The 14988-nt window shown below is 68.0% G+C and carries 18 protein-coding genes and 2 tRNA genes; 7 read left to right on the top strand and 13 right to left on the bottom strand.

Annotated features, from left to right (window positions below; all coding sequences use genetic code 11):
• The 7 genes from FOE78_RS05705 to FOE78_RS05675 all read right to left on the bottom strand — a co-directional run bounded on the left by FOE78_RS05705 (position 1) and on the right by FOE78_RS05675 (position 3012).
• Positions 1 to 1044: a UDP-N-acetylmuramate dehydrogenase gene (locus FOE78_RS05705; protein WP_228266068.1), complete on the bottom strand. Its 1044-nt coding sequence runs from the start codon at positions 1042 to 1044 to the stop codon at positions 1 to 3.
• A complete protein-coding gene (locus tag FOE78_RS05700) occupies positions 1041 to 1457 on the bottom strand; it encodes a MaoC/PaaZ C-terminal domain-containing protein (RefSeq protein WP_143985437.1) in 417 nt (138 codons plus the stop codon). Before FOE78_RS05700 ends, FOE78_RS05705 begins: the two co-directional genes overlap by 4 nt.
• The gene (locus tag FOE78_RS05695) at positions 1454 to 1879 is read right to left on the bottom strand and encodes an FAS1-like dehydratase domain-containing protein (protein WP_143988585.1); all 426 of its coding nucleotides are present in this window, start codon (positions 1877 to 1879) and stop codon (positions 1454 to 1456) included. Before FOE78_RS05695 ends, FOE78_RS05700 begins: the two co-directional genes overlap by 4 nt.
• A gap of 24 nt (positions 1880 to 1903) precedes the next feature.
• Positions 1904 to 2578: a sirohydrochlorin chelatase gene (locus FOE78_RS05690; RefSeq protein ID WP_168207401.1), complete on the bottom strand. Its 675-nt coding sequence runs from the start codon at positions 2576 to 2578 to the stop codon at positions 1904 to 1906.
• 41 nt (positions 2579 to 2619) lie between these two features.
• Positions 2620 to 2787 (bottom strand): 50S ribosomal protein L33, encoded by a 168-nt coding sequence (gene rpmG, locus FOE78_RS05685; RefSeq protein ID WP_143985435.1) that lies wholly within the window; start codon positions 2785 to 2787, stop codon positions 2620 to 2622.
• A gap of 61 nt (positions 2788 to 2848) precedes the next feature.
• Positions 2849 to 2924 (bottom strand) — tRNA-Met (locus FOE78_RS05680).
• Positions 2925 to 2939: 15 nt separating this feature from the next.
• A tRNA-Thr gene (locus FOE78_RS05675) sits at positions 2940 to 3012 on the bottom strand.
• A gap of 261 nt (positions 3013 to 3273) precedes the next feature.
• On the opposite strand from FOE78_RS05675, the gene cls reads away from it, so the two are divergent.
• The gene (gene cls / locus FOE78_RS05670; protein ID WP_168207400.1) at positions 3274 to 4764 is read left to right on the top strand and encodes a cardiolipin synthase; all 1491 of its coding nucleotides are present in this window, start codon (positions 3274 to 3276) and stop codon (positions 4762 to 4764) included.
• Positions 4765 to 4807: 43 nt separating this feature from the next.
• On the opposite strand, the gene FOE78_RS05665 is transcribed toward cls, so the two are convergent.
• Together FOE78_RS05665 and FOE78_RS05660 are read right to left on the bottom strand one after the other, a co-directional pair.
• On the bottom strand, positions 4808 to 5965 hold the full coding sequence (locus FOE78_RS05665) for a carboxylate-amine ligase (protein WP_143985433.1): 1158 nt from the start codon (positions 5963 to 5965) through the stop codon (positions 4808 to 4810).
• 24 nt (positions 5966 to 5989) lie between these two features.
• The gene (locus FOE78_RS05660) at positions 5990 to 7390 is read right to left on the bottom strand and encodes a cytochrome P450 (RefSeq protein ID WP_143985432.1); all 1401 of its coding nucleotides are present in this window, start codon (positions 7388 to 7390) and stop codon (positions 5990 to 5992) included.
• 118 nt (positions 7391 to 7508) lie between these two features.
• On the opposite strand from FOE78_RS05660, the gene FOE78_RS05655 reads away from it, so the two are divergent.
• A complete protein-coding gene (locus FOE78_RS05655) occupies positions 7509 to 8024 on the top strand; it encodes a pyridoxamine 5'-phosphate oxidase family protein (protein WP_143985431.1) in 516 nt (171 codons plus the stop codon).
• A gap of 9 nt (positions 8025 to 8033) precedes the next feature.
• Here the strand turns inward: FOE78_RS05655 and FOE78_RS23545 are convergent, their stop codons facing one another.
• On the bottom strand, positions 8034 to 8171 hold the full coding sequence (locus tag FOE78_RS23545) for a hypothetical protein (protein ID WP_168207399.1): 138 nt from the start codon (positions 8169 to 8171) through the stop codon (positions 8034 to 8036).
• Positions 8172 to 8331: 160 nt separating this feature from the next.
• Here FOE78_RS23545 and FOE78_RS05650 point away from each other — a divergent pair, with 160 nt between their 5' ends.
• The 3 genes from FOE78_RS05650 to FOE78_RS05640 are packed head-to-tail and all read left to right on the top strand — an operon-like array spanning position 8332 to position 11399.
• Positions 8332 to 9132 (top strand): SDR family NAD(P)-dependent oxidoreductase, encoded by an 801-nt coding sequence (locus FOE78_RS05650; protein WP_143985430.1) that lies wholly within the window; start codon positions 8332 to 8334, stop codon positions 9130 to 9132.
• A 22-nt stretch (positions 9133 to 9154) separates the two neighbouring features.
• A complete protein-coding gene (locus tag FOE78_RS05645; protein ID WP_143985429.1) occupies positions 9155 to 10378 on the top strand; it encodes an NAD(P)/FAD-dependent oxidoreductase in 1224 nt (407 codons plus the stop codon).
• 43 nt (positions 10379 to 10421) lie between these two features.
• Complete coding sequence (locus FOE78_RS05640) at positions 10422 to 11399, top strand: TIGR03557 family F420-dependent LLM class oxidoreductase (protein ID WP_143985428.1); 978 nt, start codon at positions 10422 to 10424, stop codon at positions 11397 to 11399.
• Positions 11400 to 11437: 38 nt separating this feature from the next.
• On the opposite strand, the gene FOE78_RS05635 is transcribed toward FOE78_RS05640, so the two are convergent.
• Positions 11438 to 12019: a hemerythrin domain-containing protein gene (locus FOE78_RS05635; RefSeq protein ID WP_143985427.1), complete on the bottom strand. Its 582-nt coding sequence runs from the start codon at positions 12017 to 12019 to the stop codon at positions 11438 to 11440.
• A gap of 10 nt (positions 12020 to 12029) precedes the next feature.
• Positions 12030 to 12425 carry a hypothetical protein gene (locus tag FOE78_RS05630; protein ID WP_143985426.1) on the bottom strand — a complete coding sequence of 132 codons (396 nt, stop codon included), beginning with the start codon at positions 12423 to 12425 and terminating at the stop codon, positions 12030 to 12032.
• 149 nt (positions 12426 to 12574) lie between these two features.
• Between FOE78_RS05630 and FOE78_RS05625 the strand changes: the two genes are divergently transcribed.
• Together FOE78_RS05625 and FOE78_RS23810 are read left to right on the top strand one after the other, a co-directional pair.
• Complete coding sequence (locus FOE78_RS05625) at positions 12575 to 13663, top strand: zinc-dependent alcohol dehydrogenase (RefSeq protein WP_228266067.1); 1089 nt, start codon at positions 12575 to 12577, stop codon at positions 13661 to 13663.
• A complete protein-coding gene (locus tag FOE78_RS23810) occupies positions 13660 to 14013 on the top strand; it encodes a hypothetical protein (RefSeq protein ID WP_210414838.1) in 354 nt (117 codons plus the stop codon). The genes FOE78_RS05625 and FOE78_RS23810 overlap by 4 nt, the downstream gene beginning before the upstream one ends.
• On the opposite strand, the gene FOE78_RS05615 is transcribed toward FOE78_RS23810, so the two are convergent.
• Positions 13956 to 14948, bottom strand: a complete 993-nt coding sequence (locus tag FOE78_RS05615; protein ID WP_143985425.1) for an NAD-dependent epimerase/dehydratase family protein — start codon at positions 14946 to 14948, stop codon at positions 13956 to 13958. The genes FOE78_RS23810 and FOE78_RS05615 overlap by 58 nt on opposite strands.
• Between the last annotated feature and the right edge of the window lie 40 nt (positions 14949 to 14988).

Below are 14988 nucleotides of genomic sequence, written 5' to 3'. Positions count from 1 at the left end.
TCAGAGCTCGCAGTTGATCAGGTTGGGTTCGGGGACCAGCTCGATGCCGAAACGGTCTTGGACGCCGGCGCGGATCTCGCGGGCCAGTGCGATCAGGTCGGCGGCGGTGGCACTGCCGCGGTTGGTCAGCGCCAGGGTGTGCTTGCTGGACAGGGTTGCCGGCGGATCTCCGTACCCCTTCTTGAAGCCGGCGTGCTCGATCAGCCAGCCGGCGCTGGTCTTGATGCTGCCGTCGGGCTGGCCGAAGCGCGGCGCCGCCTCGGGCAGCTTCGCCGCCGTCTCGGCCGAGATGATCGGATTGGTGAAGAAGGACCCGGCACTCCAGGTGTCATGATCAGCAACATCGAGCACCATGCCCTTGCTGCGGCGCAGCTCCAACACCGCCTCGCGTACGGCGTGCGCGTCGACCCGGGTGCCGACGACGACCCCGAGTGCGCCGGCGAGCTGGGCGTAGCGGATCGGCGCAGACAGATCGGCCAGCGGCAATTGCAGGGTGACGGTCAAGATCAGGTACCGATCCCGTTCCGCCTTGAACCGGGACCAGCGGTAGCCGAAGCCGCAGTCCGCCATCGCGAAGGTCTTCTGCTGCGCCAGTTTGCGGTCGTAGGTACGGACGCCGGCCAGCACCTGACTGATCTCCGCGCCGTACGCGCCGACGTTCTGGATCGGAGTGGCACCGACCAGACCGGGGATCCCGGACAACGCCTCCAACCCGGACCAGCCTTGATCGACCGTTTCGGCGACCAGGTCGTCCCAGGGCTCGCCGGCAGCCAGCGTCAGCGTCGTACCCGAGCAACTGCTCACGTCGGCGTCCCGGCCGCGGGTGTTGATCTTGATCACGGTCCCGTCGAAGCCGGCATCGTCGATCAGCAGATTGGAGCCGCCGCCGATGATCAACACCGGTTCGCCGTTCGTGTCGGCGTCCCGGACGGTCTGCACCAGTTCAGCTTCGGTGTCGACGGTGATCAACTTCTTCGCCGGACCGCCGACCCGCAGCGTGGTGAGGCCGGCCAGCCGGACATCGGTGGCAGCGGGTGCGGTCAAGATCGTTCCTCGATCAGCACCTCGGCGGTGGCCATCCCGAGCACCTTCTCCTCGCCACAGCGGACGTCGAGCTGAACGGTGGCCACACCAGAGTCGATCTTGGACACCTTGCCGGCAACGGTCAGCTCCGCACCCGCGTCGTCGTCAGGCACCGGCACCGGGCGGGTGAAACGGGTGAAGCAGCCGGTCACCTTCGCCGGGTCGCCGGCCCAGTCGGTGACGGCGCGCAACGACAGCGCCATGGTGAGCATCCCGTGGGCGATCACGCCCGGCAGGCCCAGCCGACCGGCCTGATGGTCGGAGTAGTGGATCGGGTTGAAGTCCCCGGACGCGCCGGCGTAGCGGACCAGAGTCTCCCGGGTCAGCCGGAAGCTGACGGTCGGCAGTTCGTCGCCGACGGCGAACTCGCTCACGCCGACTCCTCCCGGTTGTGCAGGAAGGTCGAGGATGCCGTACAGACCTCGTCGCCGTCCACGGTGGCCAGCACAACGCTGGAGTTGATCATGTCGACACTGCCACGGGCACGCACCTTGTCGATCCGCAGCGTCGCAATCACCCGATCACCGGCGCGCAGCGGTCGCCGATGGGCGATCCGCTGATCGCCGTGCACGATCCGGCGCAGCTCCAGGCCCAGGTCCGGGTCGGACCACAACGCCTCCCAGGCCCGGCCGGCGATCACCGCGGCAAAGGTCGGCGGCGCGATCGCGGAGTCACCGCGGTAGGCGGGATTGTCGTCGCCCAGTGCCGCGGCGAATTCGGCGATCTTGCCCGCGGTCACCTGGTACGGCTCGGTCGGCGGATAGCTCCGCCCGGCATGGCTCTCGTCGATCACAATGCAGCAGCCTACGGCGGGCACACGTCAGCAGCCTACGGCGGCGTACCGATCCAGAATCAGCGGGACCAGCGCGGTCTCCAGCGGCACCGTGGTGGGGATGCCGCGCGCCTCGGCGGCCTGGGTGATCTTGTCCAGCAGCAGGCCCTGGCCGACAAAGAGGGAGACCACCCCGGCCAGCTCCGGACCGGTGAGCAGGGCGTCGACCGCGCGCGGTGCACAGGTGGCGAACGCGGTTCGGACGGGCCCGCCCCGCAAGGAGGCCAGTCTGCGGCCGAGGTCCTCGACGGCCGCGTTGGCCTCGGCTCGCGACGAGCCGACCGAGCCGAGCAGGACCGCACCGTCGTCGGGGATCCCGGCCGCCTCGGCAGCCGATGCGAGCAGCGGCAGCAACTCGTCGCCGGTGCCGAGGATGTCGGCCACGATCAGCTCGACCCCGGTGGAATGCCGCGCTGCGGCGATCGCTGCGGGCGCATCGGTCCGAGCGTGGAAGGCGGGCGTGAACAGCAACGGAACCACGATCGCCCGACCGCAGCCGTCGGCCTTCAACGCGGCGGCCGCCGCTTCGATGTCGGGCTCGTTCAGATCGAGATAGGCCGTCCGCGCCGGCAGTCCGACTGCCTCAACCCCGGCCCGGAGCCGGTCGATGGAGGCGACACCCTGCGGATGCCGGCTGCCGTGGGCAAGCAAAACGACCGGCACCCGCTGATCGCGGGCACCGGTCGGCAGCATGGAGGACCCGGTCAGCGGGTTTCGCGATGCGCGGTGTGCTTCCCGCAGCGCGGGCAGAACTTGTTGATCTCAAGCCGGTCGGGGTCGTTCCGCCGGTTCTTCTTCGTCAGGTAGTTCCGCTCCTTGCACTCGGTGCAGGCGAGCGTGATCTTCGGCCTAACGTCCGATGCCTTGGCCATTGCCCTCAAACCTCGATCTTCGTCAGCTGGTTGCCGCCCGCAGTTTCCTGGGGCAACAGGTTGGTAGCGGGAACGGGACTTGAACCCGTGACACAGCGATTATGAGCCGCTTGCTCTACCGTCTGAGCTATCCCGCCGCGGCGCTACCGCCGAGCCCCCATGCGGAATCGAACCGCAGACCTTCTCCTTACCATGGAGACGCTCTACCGACTGAGCTATAGGGGCACGTCCACCTGGGTGGAACCGACGCGACCAAGCCGCGCCGACACGCAAAGATACACAACAACCAGCCCGGAACGCGAATCGAGTTTTCCGGGCACTTCCGGAGCTCGTTACGACCGTCTTCGGCAGCCGAAGTCACCCAGATCGTACGAACTTCGACCCGACTCCCGGTGGCTGTGCCCACGACCGGGTCGACGGTCAGTACCTTTCCGCCATGAGATCAGTACGAGGCCGCCGCGGCGCGGCGCCGAGGACGGTGCTGCCATGACCACTCCCACCGCGGTCACCACCGCCTTCATCGTGGTCGACTACCTGATCAAGATCATCGCGATCGGCTTCGTACCGGAGAATCGGCGACCCAGCTCCGGCCAGGCCTGGCTGCTGGCGATCCTGTTCGTCCCGATCATCGGGCTGCCGCTGTTCCTGCTGATCGGATCGCCGTACGTCCGCGGCCGGCGGCACAAGCTGCAGCAGGAGGCGAACCGGGCGATCGCCGAATACACCGCTCATCATCCGGTCGTTCCCGAGACGCATCGGATGAACGCGACCGCGGGCGGCGTGCTCACGCTGAACCGCAATCTGACCTCGATGCCGTGCGTGCTCGGCGTCAACGAGGGCCTGCATCCGGACTCGGTGGCCGGGATCAAGGCGATCGCGGCCGCCATCGACCAGGCCGAGCGCTACGTCCATCTGGAGATGTACATCCTGGCGATGGACCAGACCACGGCACCGCTGTTCGACGCGATGACGGCGGCGGTCAAGCGCGGGGTCAAGGTCCGGGTGCTGTACGACCATCTCGGCTCGCGCAAGTACCCGGGCCGCAAGGAGATGGATCGGCGGCTCACCGCGGACGGGATCGACTGGCACCTGATGATGCCGATCGACCTGCTGCACCGGAGGTGGCGCCGGCCGGATCTGCGCAACCACCGCAAGCTGGTGGTGATCGACGGCATCCGCGGCTTCATGGGCTCGCAGAACATGATCGACCCCAGCTACCTCAGCCCGAAGAACGTCAAGATCGGCCGGGCCTGGGTCGACCTCAACATCGAGATCACCGGCGAGATCGTCGAATCGCTCGACGTCGTCTTCGCCACCGACTGGTTCGCCGAGACCGGGGAACGGCTGGTGCAGGCGAAAACCGGAACCATCGGCGGCGAGATCGCCACCGATGCACATCCGGAGCACTATCAGAGCGCCGGCGGCAGCACCGCCTTCCAGTTGGTGCCGTCGGGGCCCGGCTTCCCGACCGAACCCAACCTGCGGATGTTCACCTCGCTGATCCACCTGGCGCAGCGCACGGTGTCGATCGTCAGCCCCTACTTCGTACCGGACGAGGCGTTGTTCAGCGCGATCACCACTGCGTCCTATCGGGGCGTGCAGTTGGAGTTGTACGTGTCCGAGAAGGCCGACCAGTTCATGGTCCACCACGCCCAGCGGTCCTACTACCAGCAACTGCTGGAGGCCGGGGTGCGGATCTACCGCTATCCCGCGCCGGCGGTGCTGCACACCAAGATGGTCACTGTCGACGATCAGGTCGGGGTGATCGGCTCGTCCAACATGGACATGCGTTCCTTCGCGTTGGACTACGAGATCATGCTGCTCGGGCTCGGCGAGGAGGTCGCCGCGTCGCTGAACGAGGTGATCGCCGACTACCGGGCCAAGTCGACCGAGCTGACCCTGGAGCAGTGGAAGCGGCGATCGCTGGTGCAGCGCTACCTGGACAACGCGATGCGGTTGACCTCCGCGCTGCAGTGACCTTCACGGCTGCTGGCGGCGGCCGGCCCAACGTGGCACAGGTTCAGTCGGCGATCGAGGTGTCGAGCAGGGCGCGCACCATCTCGACCGGCTCGGCTCCATCGCGTACGGCGCGGCGTTGCAGCTCCGCGCCGGTGCCGTTCTCGAAGACGCGGTCGATGCCCTGTTGCACCAGCTCGAGGTCGCCGTTGGCGGTCAGCGCCCCGCGTACGTGGTCCAGCAGCGTCTCGATCACCTCGGCCGCCGGTTGCGGCACCGCATCGACGGGATCGAGCAGGCCTCCGCGGAGTCCGTCCCGGCTGGCGCGCCACTGGGCCAGCAGCAGCAACTGCGGATCGTCGCTGGGGGCCGACCGGCCGACGGCGATGTCGGCGGCGGCGGTGTCCACCAGCGCCCGCGCGAGGGCGGCGATCATCACCGCGTCGTCGGCCCGCAGGCAGATGTCGGCGATCCGGAACTCGACCGTCGGGTAGTGCCGAGACAGCCGGACGTTGAAGTAGATCATGTCCGGGTCCAGCAGCACGCCGGTGCGGACCAGCCGCTCGACCCGCTCGTGGTAGGCGGCCGCGCTGCCGAACGGCGCCGTCGGGCCGGCGGTCGGGAACCGCGACCAGACCTGGGTCCGGTAACTGGAGTATCCGCTGTCGCGGCCCTGCCAGAACGGCGAGTTTGCGGAGAGCGCAAGCAGCGCCGGCAGCCGGCGTTGCACCCGGTCGACGACCCCGACGCCCTCCTCGTCGTCGGCCACCGAGACGTGCACGTGGCAGCCGCAGGTCAGCTGTTCCATCGTGGTCAGGCCGTACCTCTCGACCATCCGCCGGTACCGCGGCTTGACCATGGTTCGCGGGTCGACCGGCAGCGGAGAGGTCGCCATCGCCAACACCCGGGCGTCACTCTTGCGAGCCAACTGGTCGGTGTATTGCCGCCACTCGACGAGTTGCCGGCGGAGCTCGCTCAGGTCCGCGCACGGGCTGGTCTCCACCTCGATCTGCTGTTGCTGCAGCTCGGCTTCGATCTCGCCGTCGTCCGGCGCACGCGGTGGTTCATCACGGCGGGGCCGATCGGCCTCGGCCCTGCGCAGCAGATTCCCGGCGACGGCGCGCGGAACGCCGGAGTCGGCGTCAACCAGCAACAGCTCTTCCTCGACTCCGACCGTCCTGCGTTCCGTCGTGGCTGCAGGCGACGTGGTGTGATCAGACATCGCGTGGACGGTACCCGATTCCGCTCAGGTGGCCCGCGGTGACAGCTGAAACGGCAACGAACCGGTCGGCAACAGGGTGATCGCGGCGTGCACCGGCGTCCTGGCCAGCGGCGTACGGAGTTGGTAGGTCTGCAGGATCGCGGCCAGTACCAGCTGCACCTCGGTCAGCGCGATCACCGACCCGATGCAGGCCCGAGCGCCGGCGCCGAACGGCAGCCAGGCGTAGCGATGGCTGCCGGGTACGGCTCGATCGGTCAGGCCTCGATCGGGCAGGTCGAAACGGCGCGGATCGAACCGTTCCGGATCCGGCCACACCCGCGCCGAGTGCTGGACGCCCCAGATCGACACCTCGACCCAGGAACCGGCCGGGATCCGGCAGCCGGCCAAGGTCTGATCGGTGGCCGGACTGCGGCCGACTCCGTGCGCCGCCGGAAACAGCCGCAGCGTCTCCCGGACCACCCGGCCAAGCCACGGCAGTCGATCCAGATCGGCGGCGGTCGGCGTCCGGCCGGCCAGGACGTCGTCGACCTCCGCCTGCAGTCGCGCCTGCCAGTCGGGGTGCTGGGCGAGCAGCAGCACCACACAGCTCAGGGTCACCGCAGTGGTGTCGTGGCCGGCGAGCAGGAACAGCATCGCCTGCTCGGCCACCTCCTGATCGGTCAGCCGATCCGCCGGGTCGTCCGCGTCCCGAGCGGCGCAAAGCAGGCCGAGCATGTCGCTGGCCGTCGGATCCGGCCGATCCCGGCGGCGGGCGATCAGGGTGTCGACGATGGCCCGGATCTGCCGCAGGTCACGGTGCAGCCGCCGATTGCCGGGTGTCGGCGCCGCAGTCGGTAGCGGATGCGGCGCGACCGCTCGCCGGAGCAGGTGATCGTTGACCCGGCGGAAACGCGTCAGCAGGTCCGCCGCCGCGGACATGTCGGCGCCGAACAGGATCCGGCCGCTGACCCGGGACGCAACCTTGATCATCTCCGGGTAGCCGTCCAACATCGTCCCGGTGGCCGCCGGCTGTCGCCACCGGTCGACCAGCCGCCGGGCCTCGTCGGTCATCACCGGCGCGTAGCTCTCGGCGACCCGCCGCCGGGTGAACACCGAGGCCAGGAAACGCCGCTGCCGATGCCAGACGTCGCCCTCGCTGGTGAGCATGTTGTCGCCGAGTGCGCCGCGGAGTTCGCGGTAGCCGGGATGCTGTTTGCCGAAGCGCTCCGGGCTGCCCAGGACCTCCTCGATCAACTCCGGCGACGTGACGCTGTACATGATCAGCCGCCAGCCCGGTGGTCCGGCCACGATCCGCGCGAGTCCGCCGAGCTCGCGATCCGCGCGAGAGATCGTGCCCAGGTAGTTCGTACGCAACGCCCGGAGGTTCCCGACCACGGGCCACCCCGTGAGGGTGGGCACGTCCCGGCCCGCGGCCTCGACGGCCATGAGTTGATGCTAGTCGCGGCACTGGGAAGGTGCAGCCGAACGAAAAGATCGGATGCCAACGCCACGCCGTAAGCGATGTCACGATTCACGGCCCACCGACGGGGTAATCGATATCGGCATGAGCGAAACAACCGAGGGTCTGAACCCGGACGAGCGTGCCGAGGCGGATCGACAGGCGGTTGCCGAGGTGATCGAGAAGGCCCACATCGCGATCGTCACGACGGTCGACGAGGACGGGTCGCTGGTCAGCCGGCCGTTGGGTCTGCAGCAGCGCGACTTCGACGGCGACCTGTACTTCTTCACTCCGGATCCCTCCGACAAATCCGTGCAGGTACGGCGAAATCCCCAGGTCAACATCGCGATCGAGAGTCACGGCAACTACCTGTCGGTGGCGGGTACCGGGACCATCACCAAGGATCAGGCGTTGATCGACGAATTCTGGAACCGGCACGTCGAGGCCTGGTTCGACGGCGGTCGGGATGATCCGGCCGTTGCGCTGCTGAAGGTGCAGGCCCGGTCCGCCGAACTGCAGTCCGTCGAGAGCCCGCGAGTGGTCGCAGCGGTGAAATACGCCAAGGCGGCCGTCACCAAGGGCCACCCCGAGCTCGGTGACACCACTCGGGTCGAGTTCTGATCACGTTTCTCAATGCTGCAAGGCCTTCGAGGCCTTCGTCTGCAACACGTTGGCGCCCTGCTCCAGCAGGCTGAGCCAGGCACCCTTGGCGCTGCCCGCGGGCCGGGTCGGCCCCGACCTGTTCTTGATCATCGGGTTGATCGCCACCACACTCCCCTTCCTCCGCGACTCATCTCCCCGTGCCCGCCCGCGACGAGCGTCAAACCCCCCGTTGCCGGGTGCTGCCGGGCCGGCACCGGTTCGATCGCCCTGATCCGTGAGCGTCGGAGAACCGTTTCAGGCTCTCGGCCGCGGGCACAGAGCAGACATGGATCTGGGACTGTCGCGCCGCTGTGCCCTGATCTCCGGCGGCGACTCGGGCATCGGCCTGGCCAGCGCACGAGTACTGCTGGCCGAAGGCGCCCGGGTGATCATCACCGATCTTGATCAAGATCAACTGGACCAGGCCGCAGCATCGCTGCCTGACTCCGGTCGTCGGCTGCTCGGCTTCGCAGCCGATCTGACCCAGCCCGACCAGGTCAGTCGGCTGCGGGAACACGTCCGGGCCGTCGGCAAGATCGACATCTTGATCAACTCGGCCGGCGAGACCGGTGCGACCGGGCCCTTCCACGAGATCGGCGACGACGGCTGGCGGGACACTCTCGAGGTCGACCTGATGGGCCCGATCCGGCTCACCCGGGCATTCATGGATGATCTTCGAACCGGCGGTTGGGGCCGGTTGATCTTTCTGACCTCGGAGAACGCCGTACAGCCCTACCCGGACGAGATTCCGTACGACGCCGCGAAGGCCGCGCTGCTGGCGACGGCCAAGGCGCTGTCGAAGGCGTACGGCGAGGACGGTCTGCTCGTCAACTGCGTGTCCCCCGCGTTCGTCCGGACGCCGATGACGGACAAGATGATGCATCAGCGAGCCGACGAACTGGGGGTCGATTTCGACGAGGCGGTGCGGACCTTCCTGGAGGAGAAGCGTCCGAACATGGTGCTGGGCCGACGCGGCGAGGCCGACGAGGTGGCCGCCGTGATCGCCTTCCTGTGTTCTGATCGGGCCAGTTTCATCGCCGGCGCGAACTATCGCGTCGACTCCGGCTCCGTTGCCGCCATCAACTGACCAGCTGTTTGGAGGAGTGATCATGAACACGTCGAATCAGGTCGCCGCACCTGCCGCGTCGTACGACTACTTGATCATCGGCGGCGGCATGGTCGCAGACAATGCCGCCAAGGCGATCCAGCAGACCGATCCGAACGGATCGATCGGAATCCTCAGCGACGATCCCGACGAGCCGGTCACCCGCCCGGCGCTGACCAAGAAGTTGTGGACGGACCCCGACTTCGAGTTCGACCAGGTCTGGTTGCAGACCGTCGAACAGACCGGCGCGCAGTTGATCACCTCTCTGCACGTGGATTCGATCGACCCGGCGGCGCACGAGGTCGCGGCCGGTGATCACCGCGTCGGCTATCGGCGACTGCTGCTGGCCACCGGCGCCGAGCCGAATCGTCTCGATCTGCCGGACGACGATCGGATCATTCACTTCCGTACGGTTGCCGACTACCGACGGCTGCGCAAACTGTCCGGTCCAGGTCGCACGATCGCCGTCGTCGGCGGCGGCTACATCGGCACCGAACTCGCCGCCGGGCTGAGCCAGAACGACACCCGGGTGATCATGGCGCTGCCGCAGAACCGTGTGTACGAAGACAAATTCCCGCGCGCACTCGCCGATCACGTGACCGAGCTGTATCGCGAGCACGGGGTTGAGCTGCGCACCGGAACCAAGATCACCGGCGGTAGCGCCGACCAGGACGAGATCCGGCTGACGACGGACTCCGGCGACGACATCGTGGCCGACGGGGTCGCAGCCGGCCTCGGCGTCGCACCGCGAGCCGAACTGGCCGAAGCGGCCGGATTGAACGTGGATGACGGCGTCGTCGTCGACGAGTACCTGGTCACCAGCGACCCGGACATCCTGGCCGCGGGGGATGTCGCCAGCTATCCCGACGCCCTGTTGGGACGGCAGCGGGTCGAGCACGTCGACAACGCCAACGCGATGGGCAGTCTGGCCGGCCGCAACCTGACCGGCGCGAACGAGCCGTACGACTACACGCCGTACTTCTACTCGGTGCTGTTCGGCAATCGGTACGAGGTGGTCGGCACCCTCGACGCCTCGGCAACCATGATCGAGAGCTGGTCCGATGATCATGAACGTGGTGTCGTCTACTACCTGGACGACGATCAGACGGTCAACGGTGTGCTGCTGTGGAACGTGCCGGACAAGACCGATGACGCACGCTCGGTGATCAAGCGGTCCCGGACCGGAAAGCTGGAGTTGGACGACATCGCGGCTGCAATCGACTTCTGACGGCCTCGGTTTCGCCCGGACGGGCGGCGGGTAACCAACCGCCATGGCACGCTTCGGATACACCCTGATGACCGAACAGAGCGGACCGGCGCAGCTGGTGCAGTACGCCGCCGCGGCCGAGCAAGTCGGCTTCGACTTCGCGTTGTGCAGCGATCACTACAATCCGTGGCTGGAATCGCAGGGGCACGCGCCGTACGCCTGGGCGGTGCTCGGCGCGGTGGCCCAGGCGACGCATCGGATGGAACTGGTCAGCTACGTCACCTGCCCGACCCATCGCTACCATCCGACGATCGTGGCCCAGAAAGCGGCGACCCTGGGGCTGTTGAGCGACGGCCGATTCATCCTCGGACTCGGCTCGGGTGAGAACCTCAACGAGCACGTGATCGGCCAGGGCTGGCCGACGGCGGAGGTTCGGCAGTCGATGCTGCAGGAGGCGATGATGATCATCCGGCAGTTGCTCGGCGGCGAGACGGTCACCTCCGATGGCGACTTCTTCCATGTGTCACAGGCGAAACTGTGGGACTGTCCGCAAGACCCGATACAGATGGGGGTGGCAGTCTCCGGCAGCAGATCGATCAAGCGCTTCGCACCGTTGGCCGATCACCTGATCTCGACCACGCCTGATCATGAACTCCTCGACCAATGGGACGAAGCGCGTCCGGCGGGCGGACCGACGGCGCGATCGTTCCTGCAGTTGCCCATCTGCTGGGCACCGGACGAATCGACCGCGGTCAGTGTCGCGCATGATCAGTTCCGCTGGTCGATCGGCAGTTGGTCGGTGAATGCCGAACTGCCGTCGCCAGCATCGTTCGCGGCCGCGACCGAGCCCGTACGTGTCGAGGACGTGACAGCGTCGATCCCCTGCGGTCCCGATCTTGATCGGATCGCGAAGGCGTTCGAGCCGGCGGTGCAGGCCGGATTCACCGACATCGGCCTGGTCCAGGTGGGCGACCAACATCAACAACAGTTCCTCGACCAGGCAGCCGGGCCGCTGCTGGAACGGCTGCACCGGCTGGGCTGACCTGGATCCAGGCCGACCCGGCAGACCCGAGCTAGTCCTCAGTCCTTGACCTTGTCGATGGCGTCCTTGGCACGATCGATCAACGCGGCGAACGGGCCGGCGGTCCATTGCTTGGCCGTCGAGCCCGCGACGCTGGGATGCGGCCGGGTCGGGGCGATCTTCTCCACCGCCTCCATCCGGCGTCCCATCCGCTGGCGCTGGTCGAGGTCGCAGTTCTCCAGCACAGCAGGGAATTCCTCGCTCTCCTCGCTCTCGGCGTGCGCATCCACGGCCGACTTGAAGTCGGCGAGCTCGGCCGCGAATTCGTCGCTGTCGGGATCGAGTTCCTCCAGCTTCTTCAAGACTTCGTTGGCTTCCTGCTCCTCGGTGTTACGCGCATCCGCAACGCCGGCCGGAGCAATCGTCGCCGTCACCGGGCGGAGCACGATCTCCTCCGCCGTCTCGTGCAGAGCCAGCATCGCGCGCAACTCCTCGAATGCCTCCTTGCGCTGCTGACCGGTCGAGCCCTCGATCTCGTCGAACAGGTCGTGGACCTGGGCATGCTGGTTCAACAGGATCCTGATCACATCGCCCTCGGGGAGCTGTGCCGCCTTCCGGCGGTCTTCGACTGCGCTGCCCATGCTGATCTCCTTATGTGCCGGGCATCGGCTGCCCGACGCCCTTGACGACTTCTGGACAGCCACTACCCGCTGCGCCACCGGACCAACCGGACTTCGCCCTGGCCGGGAGTGGTAGGCGCGCCAGAATCCAGCACGTGCGGGAAATTACCGTTCCCGAGAGCGGTCCACGCGTCAGAATCCAGCACGAGCAGGGAATTGTCGAGGCCGGGAGTGGTCGACGTTGTTGCGTCGGGCACCGGCGGTCTCCGATGATCACCGCCACCATCTGGATCGCGCCGATCCTGAAGCCGAGGAGACCGACGAGCGTCTGGGTCAGGTGCAGATCGGCGGCGATGTCGGGCAGCAGCAGGGTCAGCAAGTTCAGGTCGTACGAGGCCAGCGCCCAGCCCACCAACGCGATCACCACGAAGTAGCCGACGCCACCCCGATACGGGCCAGCTCAAGCAACGCCTCGTGGTTTGCCCTCAGCTGCGGGAAGAGCCGGCCCGGTGGCGCCGGCAAACCCGGCCGTGGTGGAATCGGAGCCCAGACGAGAGGCGGCCAGCAGAAAGGCGGGTGGCCGGCGTGCGCGCACTGGTGCTGCATGACTTCGGCGAGTTGCGGATCGAGGAGCGCCGGACGCCGGCGCCTGGGCCTGGCGAGGTGCTGATTCGCATCTGTGCCACCGGAATCTGCGGGTCGGACGTACACGGCTACACCGGTGAGAACGGTCGCCGGGTGCCGGGTCAGGTGATGGGACACGAGGCGGTGGGCCGGGTCGCCGGTCTCGGACCGCGGACCGAGGCCCTCGGCCTGAGCGTCGGCGAACCGGTCACCTTCAATCCGGTGGTGCTGCCGGCCGAACAGGCCGCGGTCTTCGCCGGCCGGGAACAGCACTGCCCGGACAAGACGGTGATCGGCGTCGTCCCGGAGATCCCGGCCGCGTTCGCCGATTACCTCGTCGTCCCCGGCTCCAACGTGGTCGCGCTTCCGCAGAGCATGCCGATCGCGTACGGCGCACTGATCGAACCGCTGGCCGTGGCCCTGCATGCGGTACGACGGGTGCTGACTCCCACGGTGGATCGGGTGCTGGTGGTCGGGGGCGGCCCGATCGGCCAGTCGATCGTTCTGGCGCTCGGCGTCGAGGGCGTCGACCAGGTCGTCGTCAGCGAGGTCGATCCGGCGCGACGCATGCTGCTCCAGCGACTGGGCGCGTCCGTCATCGACCCGACGGCCGGGCCGATCGCCGATGCGATTGCGTCGGCCGGAGGACCGTTCGAGGTGGTGATCGACGCCGTCGGCGTGACCGCGAGTGTCCGGGACGCGTTGGCTGCGGCCACCCTCGGCGGCCGGATCTGCCTGGTCGGGATGGGATCGCCGGCGCTGGAGTTGCCGGGGTTCAAGATCAGTACCGAGGAACGCACGATCATCGGCAGTTTCACCTACTCGGCCCAGGACTTCCGCGATGCGGCCGAGTTCGCAGCATCGTCCGACCCGCGGCTGGCTCACCTGATCAGCCGGCACGTCGAGCCCGAGGAGGCCGACGCCACTTTCCGCGCGCTCGGTGCCGGCGACGTCACTGCGGGCAAGGTGCTGGTGTGGTTCGACGGCCGGCCCGACGAGGCTGTCAGCACGCCGTCGTCGATCGCGGGATCCCGATCATGAGCACCCGGGAACGCACCATCCGTCAGGTTCGTGCCTACACCTTGCGGGGTGGCGGCGCCGACTACCATGATCAACAAGCCGGTCATTGGATCGACGACCACATCGCCACACCGATGTCGGCCTATCCCCCATATCGCGAGTCCCGGCAGAGCTTCGGTCTCAATCTGCTCGGCACCCTGGTGGTGGAGGTCGAGGCCGACAACGTCATCCAGCCCGACGTCGGCTGGTGGGGACATCACCGAGTTGATCAAGATCTCCGCATTGGCCGACGCGCCCTTACACACAGGCCGCGTCAACGTCGCGGACGGTGCACTGCGGCGTACCAGCGGGCCAACTCGGCGAACCCGTGATCCAGCTGGACCGCGGGTCGCCAGCCGAGCGCTTCACGGGTACGCCGCTGGTCGAACCAGTGCGCGGTCGACAACTGCTCGACCAGGAACCGGGTCAGCGGCGGGTCCGCGGCGTCACCCGGACGCAGCGACCACAGCGTCTCGGCTGCCGCACCTGCCCACAGGGCCGGCCGCACCGGAAGGTGCCGGGTGGGCAGCGGGGCGCCGGCCGCTCGGGCGATCGAACTCAAGAACTCCCCGATCGGCCGGGGCTCGCCGTTGCTGACCACCAGCGCTTCGCCGTGTACGCCGTCGACCGTACAGCGATCGACCGCGGCGGTCAGGGCGTCCACCGCGTTGGTCAGGTAGGTGGTGTCGACCAGTGCCGTGGCCGGTCCGAACAGTGGCAGCCGGCCCCGCCGGGCACGAGCCACGATCCGGCCCACCAACTGCGTGTCTCCGGGCCCCCAGACGATGTGCGGCCGGATCGCCAGCACCGCAAGCGATGGCGAATCGGCAGCCAGGGCGAGCAGCTCCGCTTCGGCCTTGGTGCGGGCATATGGGCCGCGCGCGCGGACGGGATCTGCCGGCTCGGCGCCCGCACCGACCAGCGAGCTGCCACTGTGCGCCACCGACGGAGACGACACGTTGATCAGCCGCTCGACCCCGGCAGCCCGGCATTCCTCGACCACGGTCCGGGTGCCGTCGACGTTCACCCGCCGGTAGTCGGCCTCCGCGCCGGTCACGTTCACCTTGGCGGCCAGATGCAGCACCGCCTGCTGGCCTCGTACGGCGCGCCGGACGGTGTCCGGATCGGTGACGGTGCCGAGCACCTCGCGCAGCCCGAGTCCGCTCGGCCGGCGCTGCAACACGGTGACCTGGTCGCCCCGTTCGGCCAAGGCACGAGCAGTGGCACCGCCGAGCAGCCCGCTCGCACCGGTCACCAGAATCTTCACCGCGCCGCTCCTCGCCGTACCGGCCTTCGCTCGCTGCTCA

The sequence above is a fragment of the Microlunatus elymi genome (assembly GCF_007362775.1).
Classification (GTDB): domain Bacteria; phylum Actinomycetota; class Actinomycetes; order Propionibacteriales; family Propionibacteriaceae; genus Microlunatus; species Microlunatus elymi.
Note: the sequence above shows the minus strand (reverse complement) of the source record. Positions and strands in the feature narration are given on the sequence as shown.

Bases quoted from the DNA above. Each gene is read 5' to 3' on its own strand.
- rpmG (WP_143985435.1), bottom strand. From the start codon at position 2,787: ATGGCCAAGGCATCGGACGTTAGGCCGAAGATCACGCTCGCCTGCACC.
- cls (WP_168207400.1), top strand. From the start codon at position 3,274: ATGACCACTCCCACCGCGGTCACCACCGCCTTCATCGTGGTCGACTAC.
- FOE78_RS05665 (WP_143985433.1), bottom strand. From the start codon at position 5,965: ATGTCTGATCACACCACGTCGCCTGCAGCCACGACGGAACGCAGGACG.
- FOE78_RS05660 (WP_143985432.1), bottom strand. From the start codon at position 7,390: ATGGCCGTCGAGGCCGCGGGCCGGGACGTGCCCACCCTCACGGGGTGG.
- FOE78_RS05655 (WP_143985431.1), top strand. From the start codon at position 7,509: ATGAGCGAAACAACCGAGGGTCTGAACCCGGACGAGCGTGCCGAGGCG.
- FOE78_RS05650 (WP_143985430.1), top strand. From the start codon at position 8,332: ATGGATCTGGGACTGTCGCGCCGCTGTGCCCTGATCTCCGGCGGCGAC.
- FOE78_RS05645 (WP_143985429.1), top strand. From the start codon at position 9,155: ATGAACACGTCGAATCAGGTCGCCGCACCTGCCGCGTCGTACGACTAC.
- FOE78_RS05640 (WP_143985428.1), top strand. From the start codon at position 10,422: ATGGCACGCTTCGGATACACCCTGATGACCGAACAGAGCGGACCGGCG.
- FOE78_RS05635 (WP_143985427.1), bottom strand. From the start codon at position 12,019: ATGGGCAGCGCAGTCGAAGACCGCCGGAAGGCGGCACAGCTCCCCGAG.
- FOE78_RS23810 (WP_210414838.1), top strand. From the start codon at position 13,660: ATGAGCACCCGGGAACGCACCATCCGTCAGGTTCGTGCCTACACCTTG.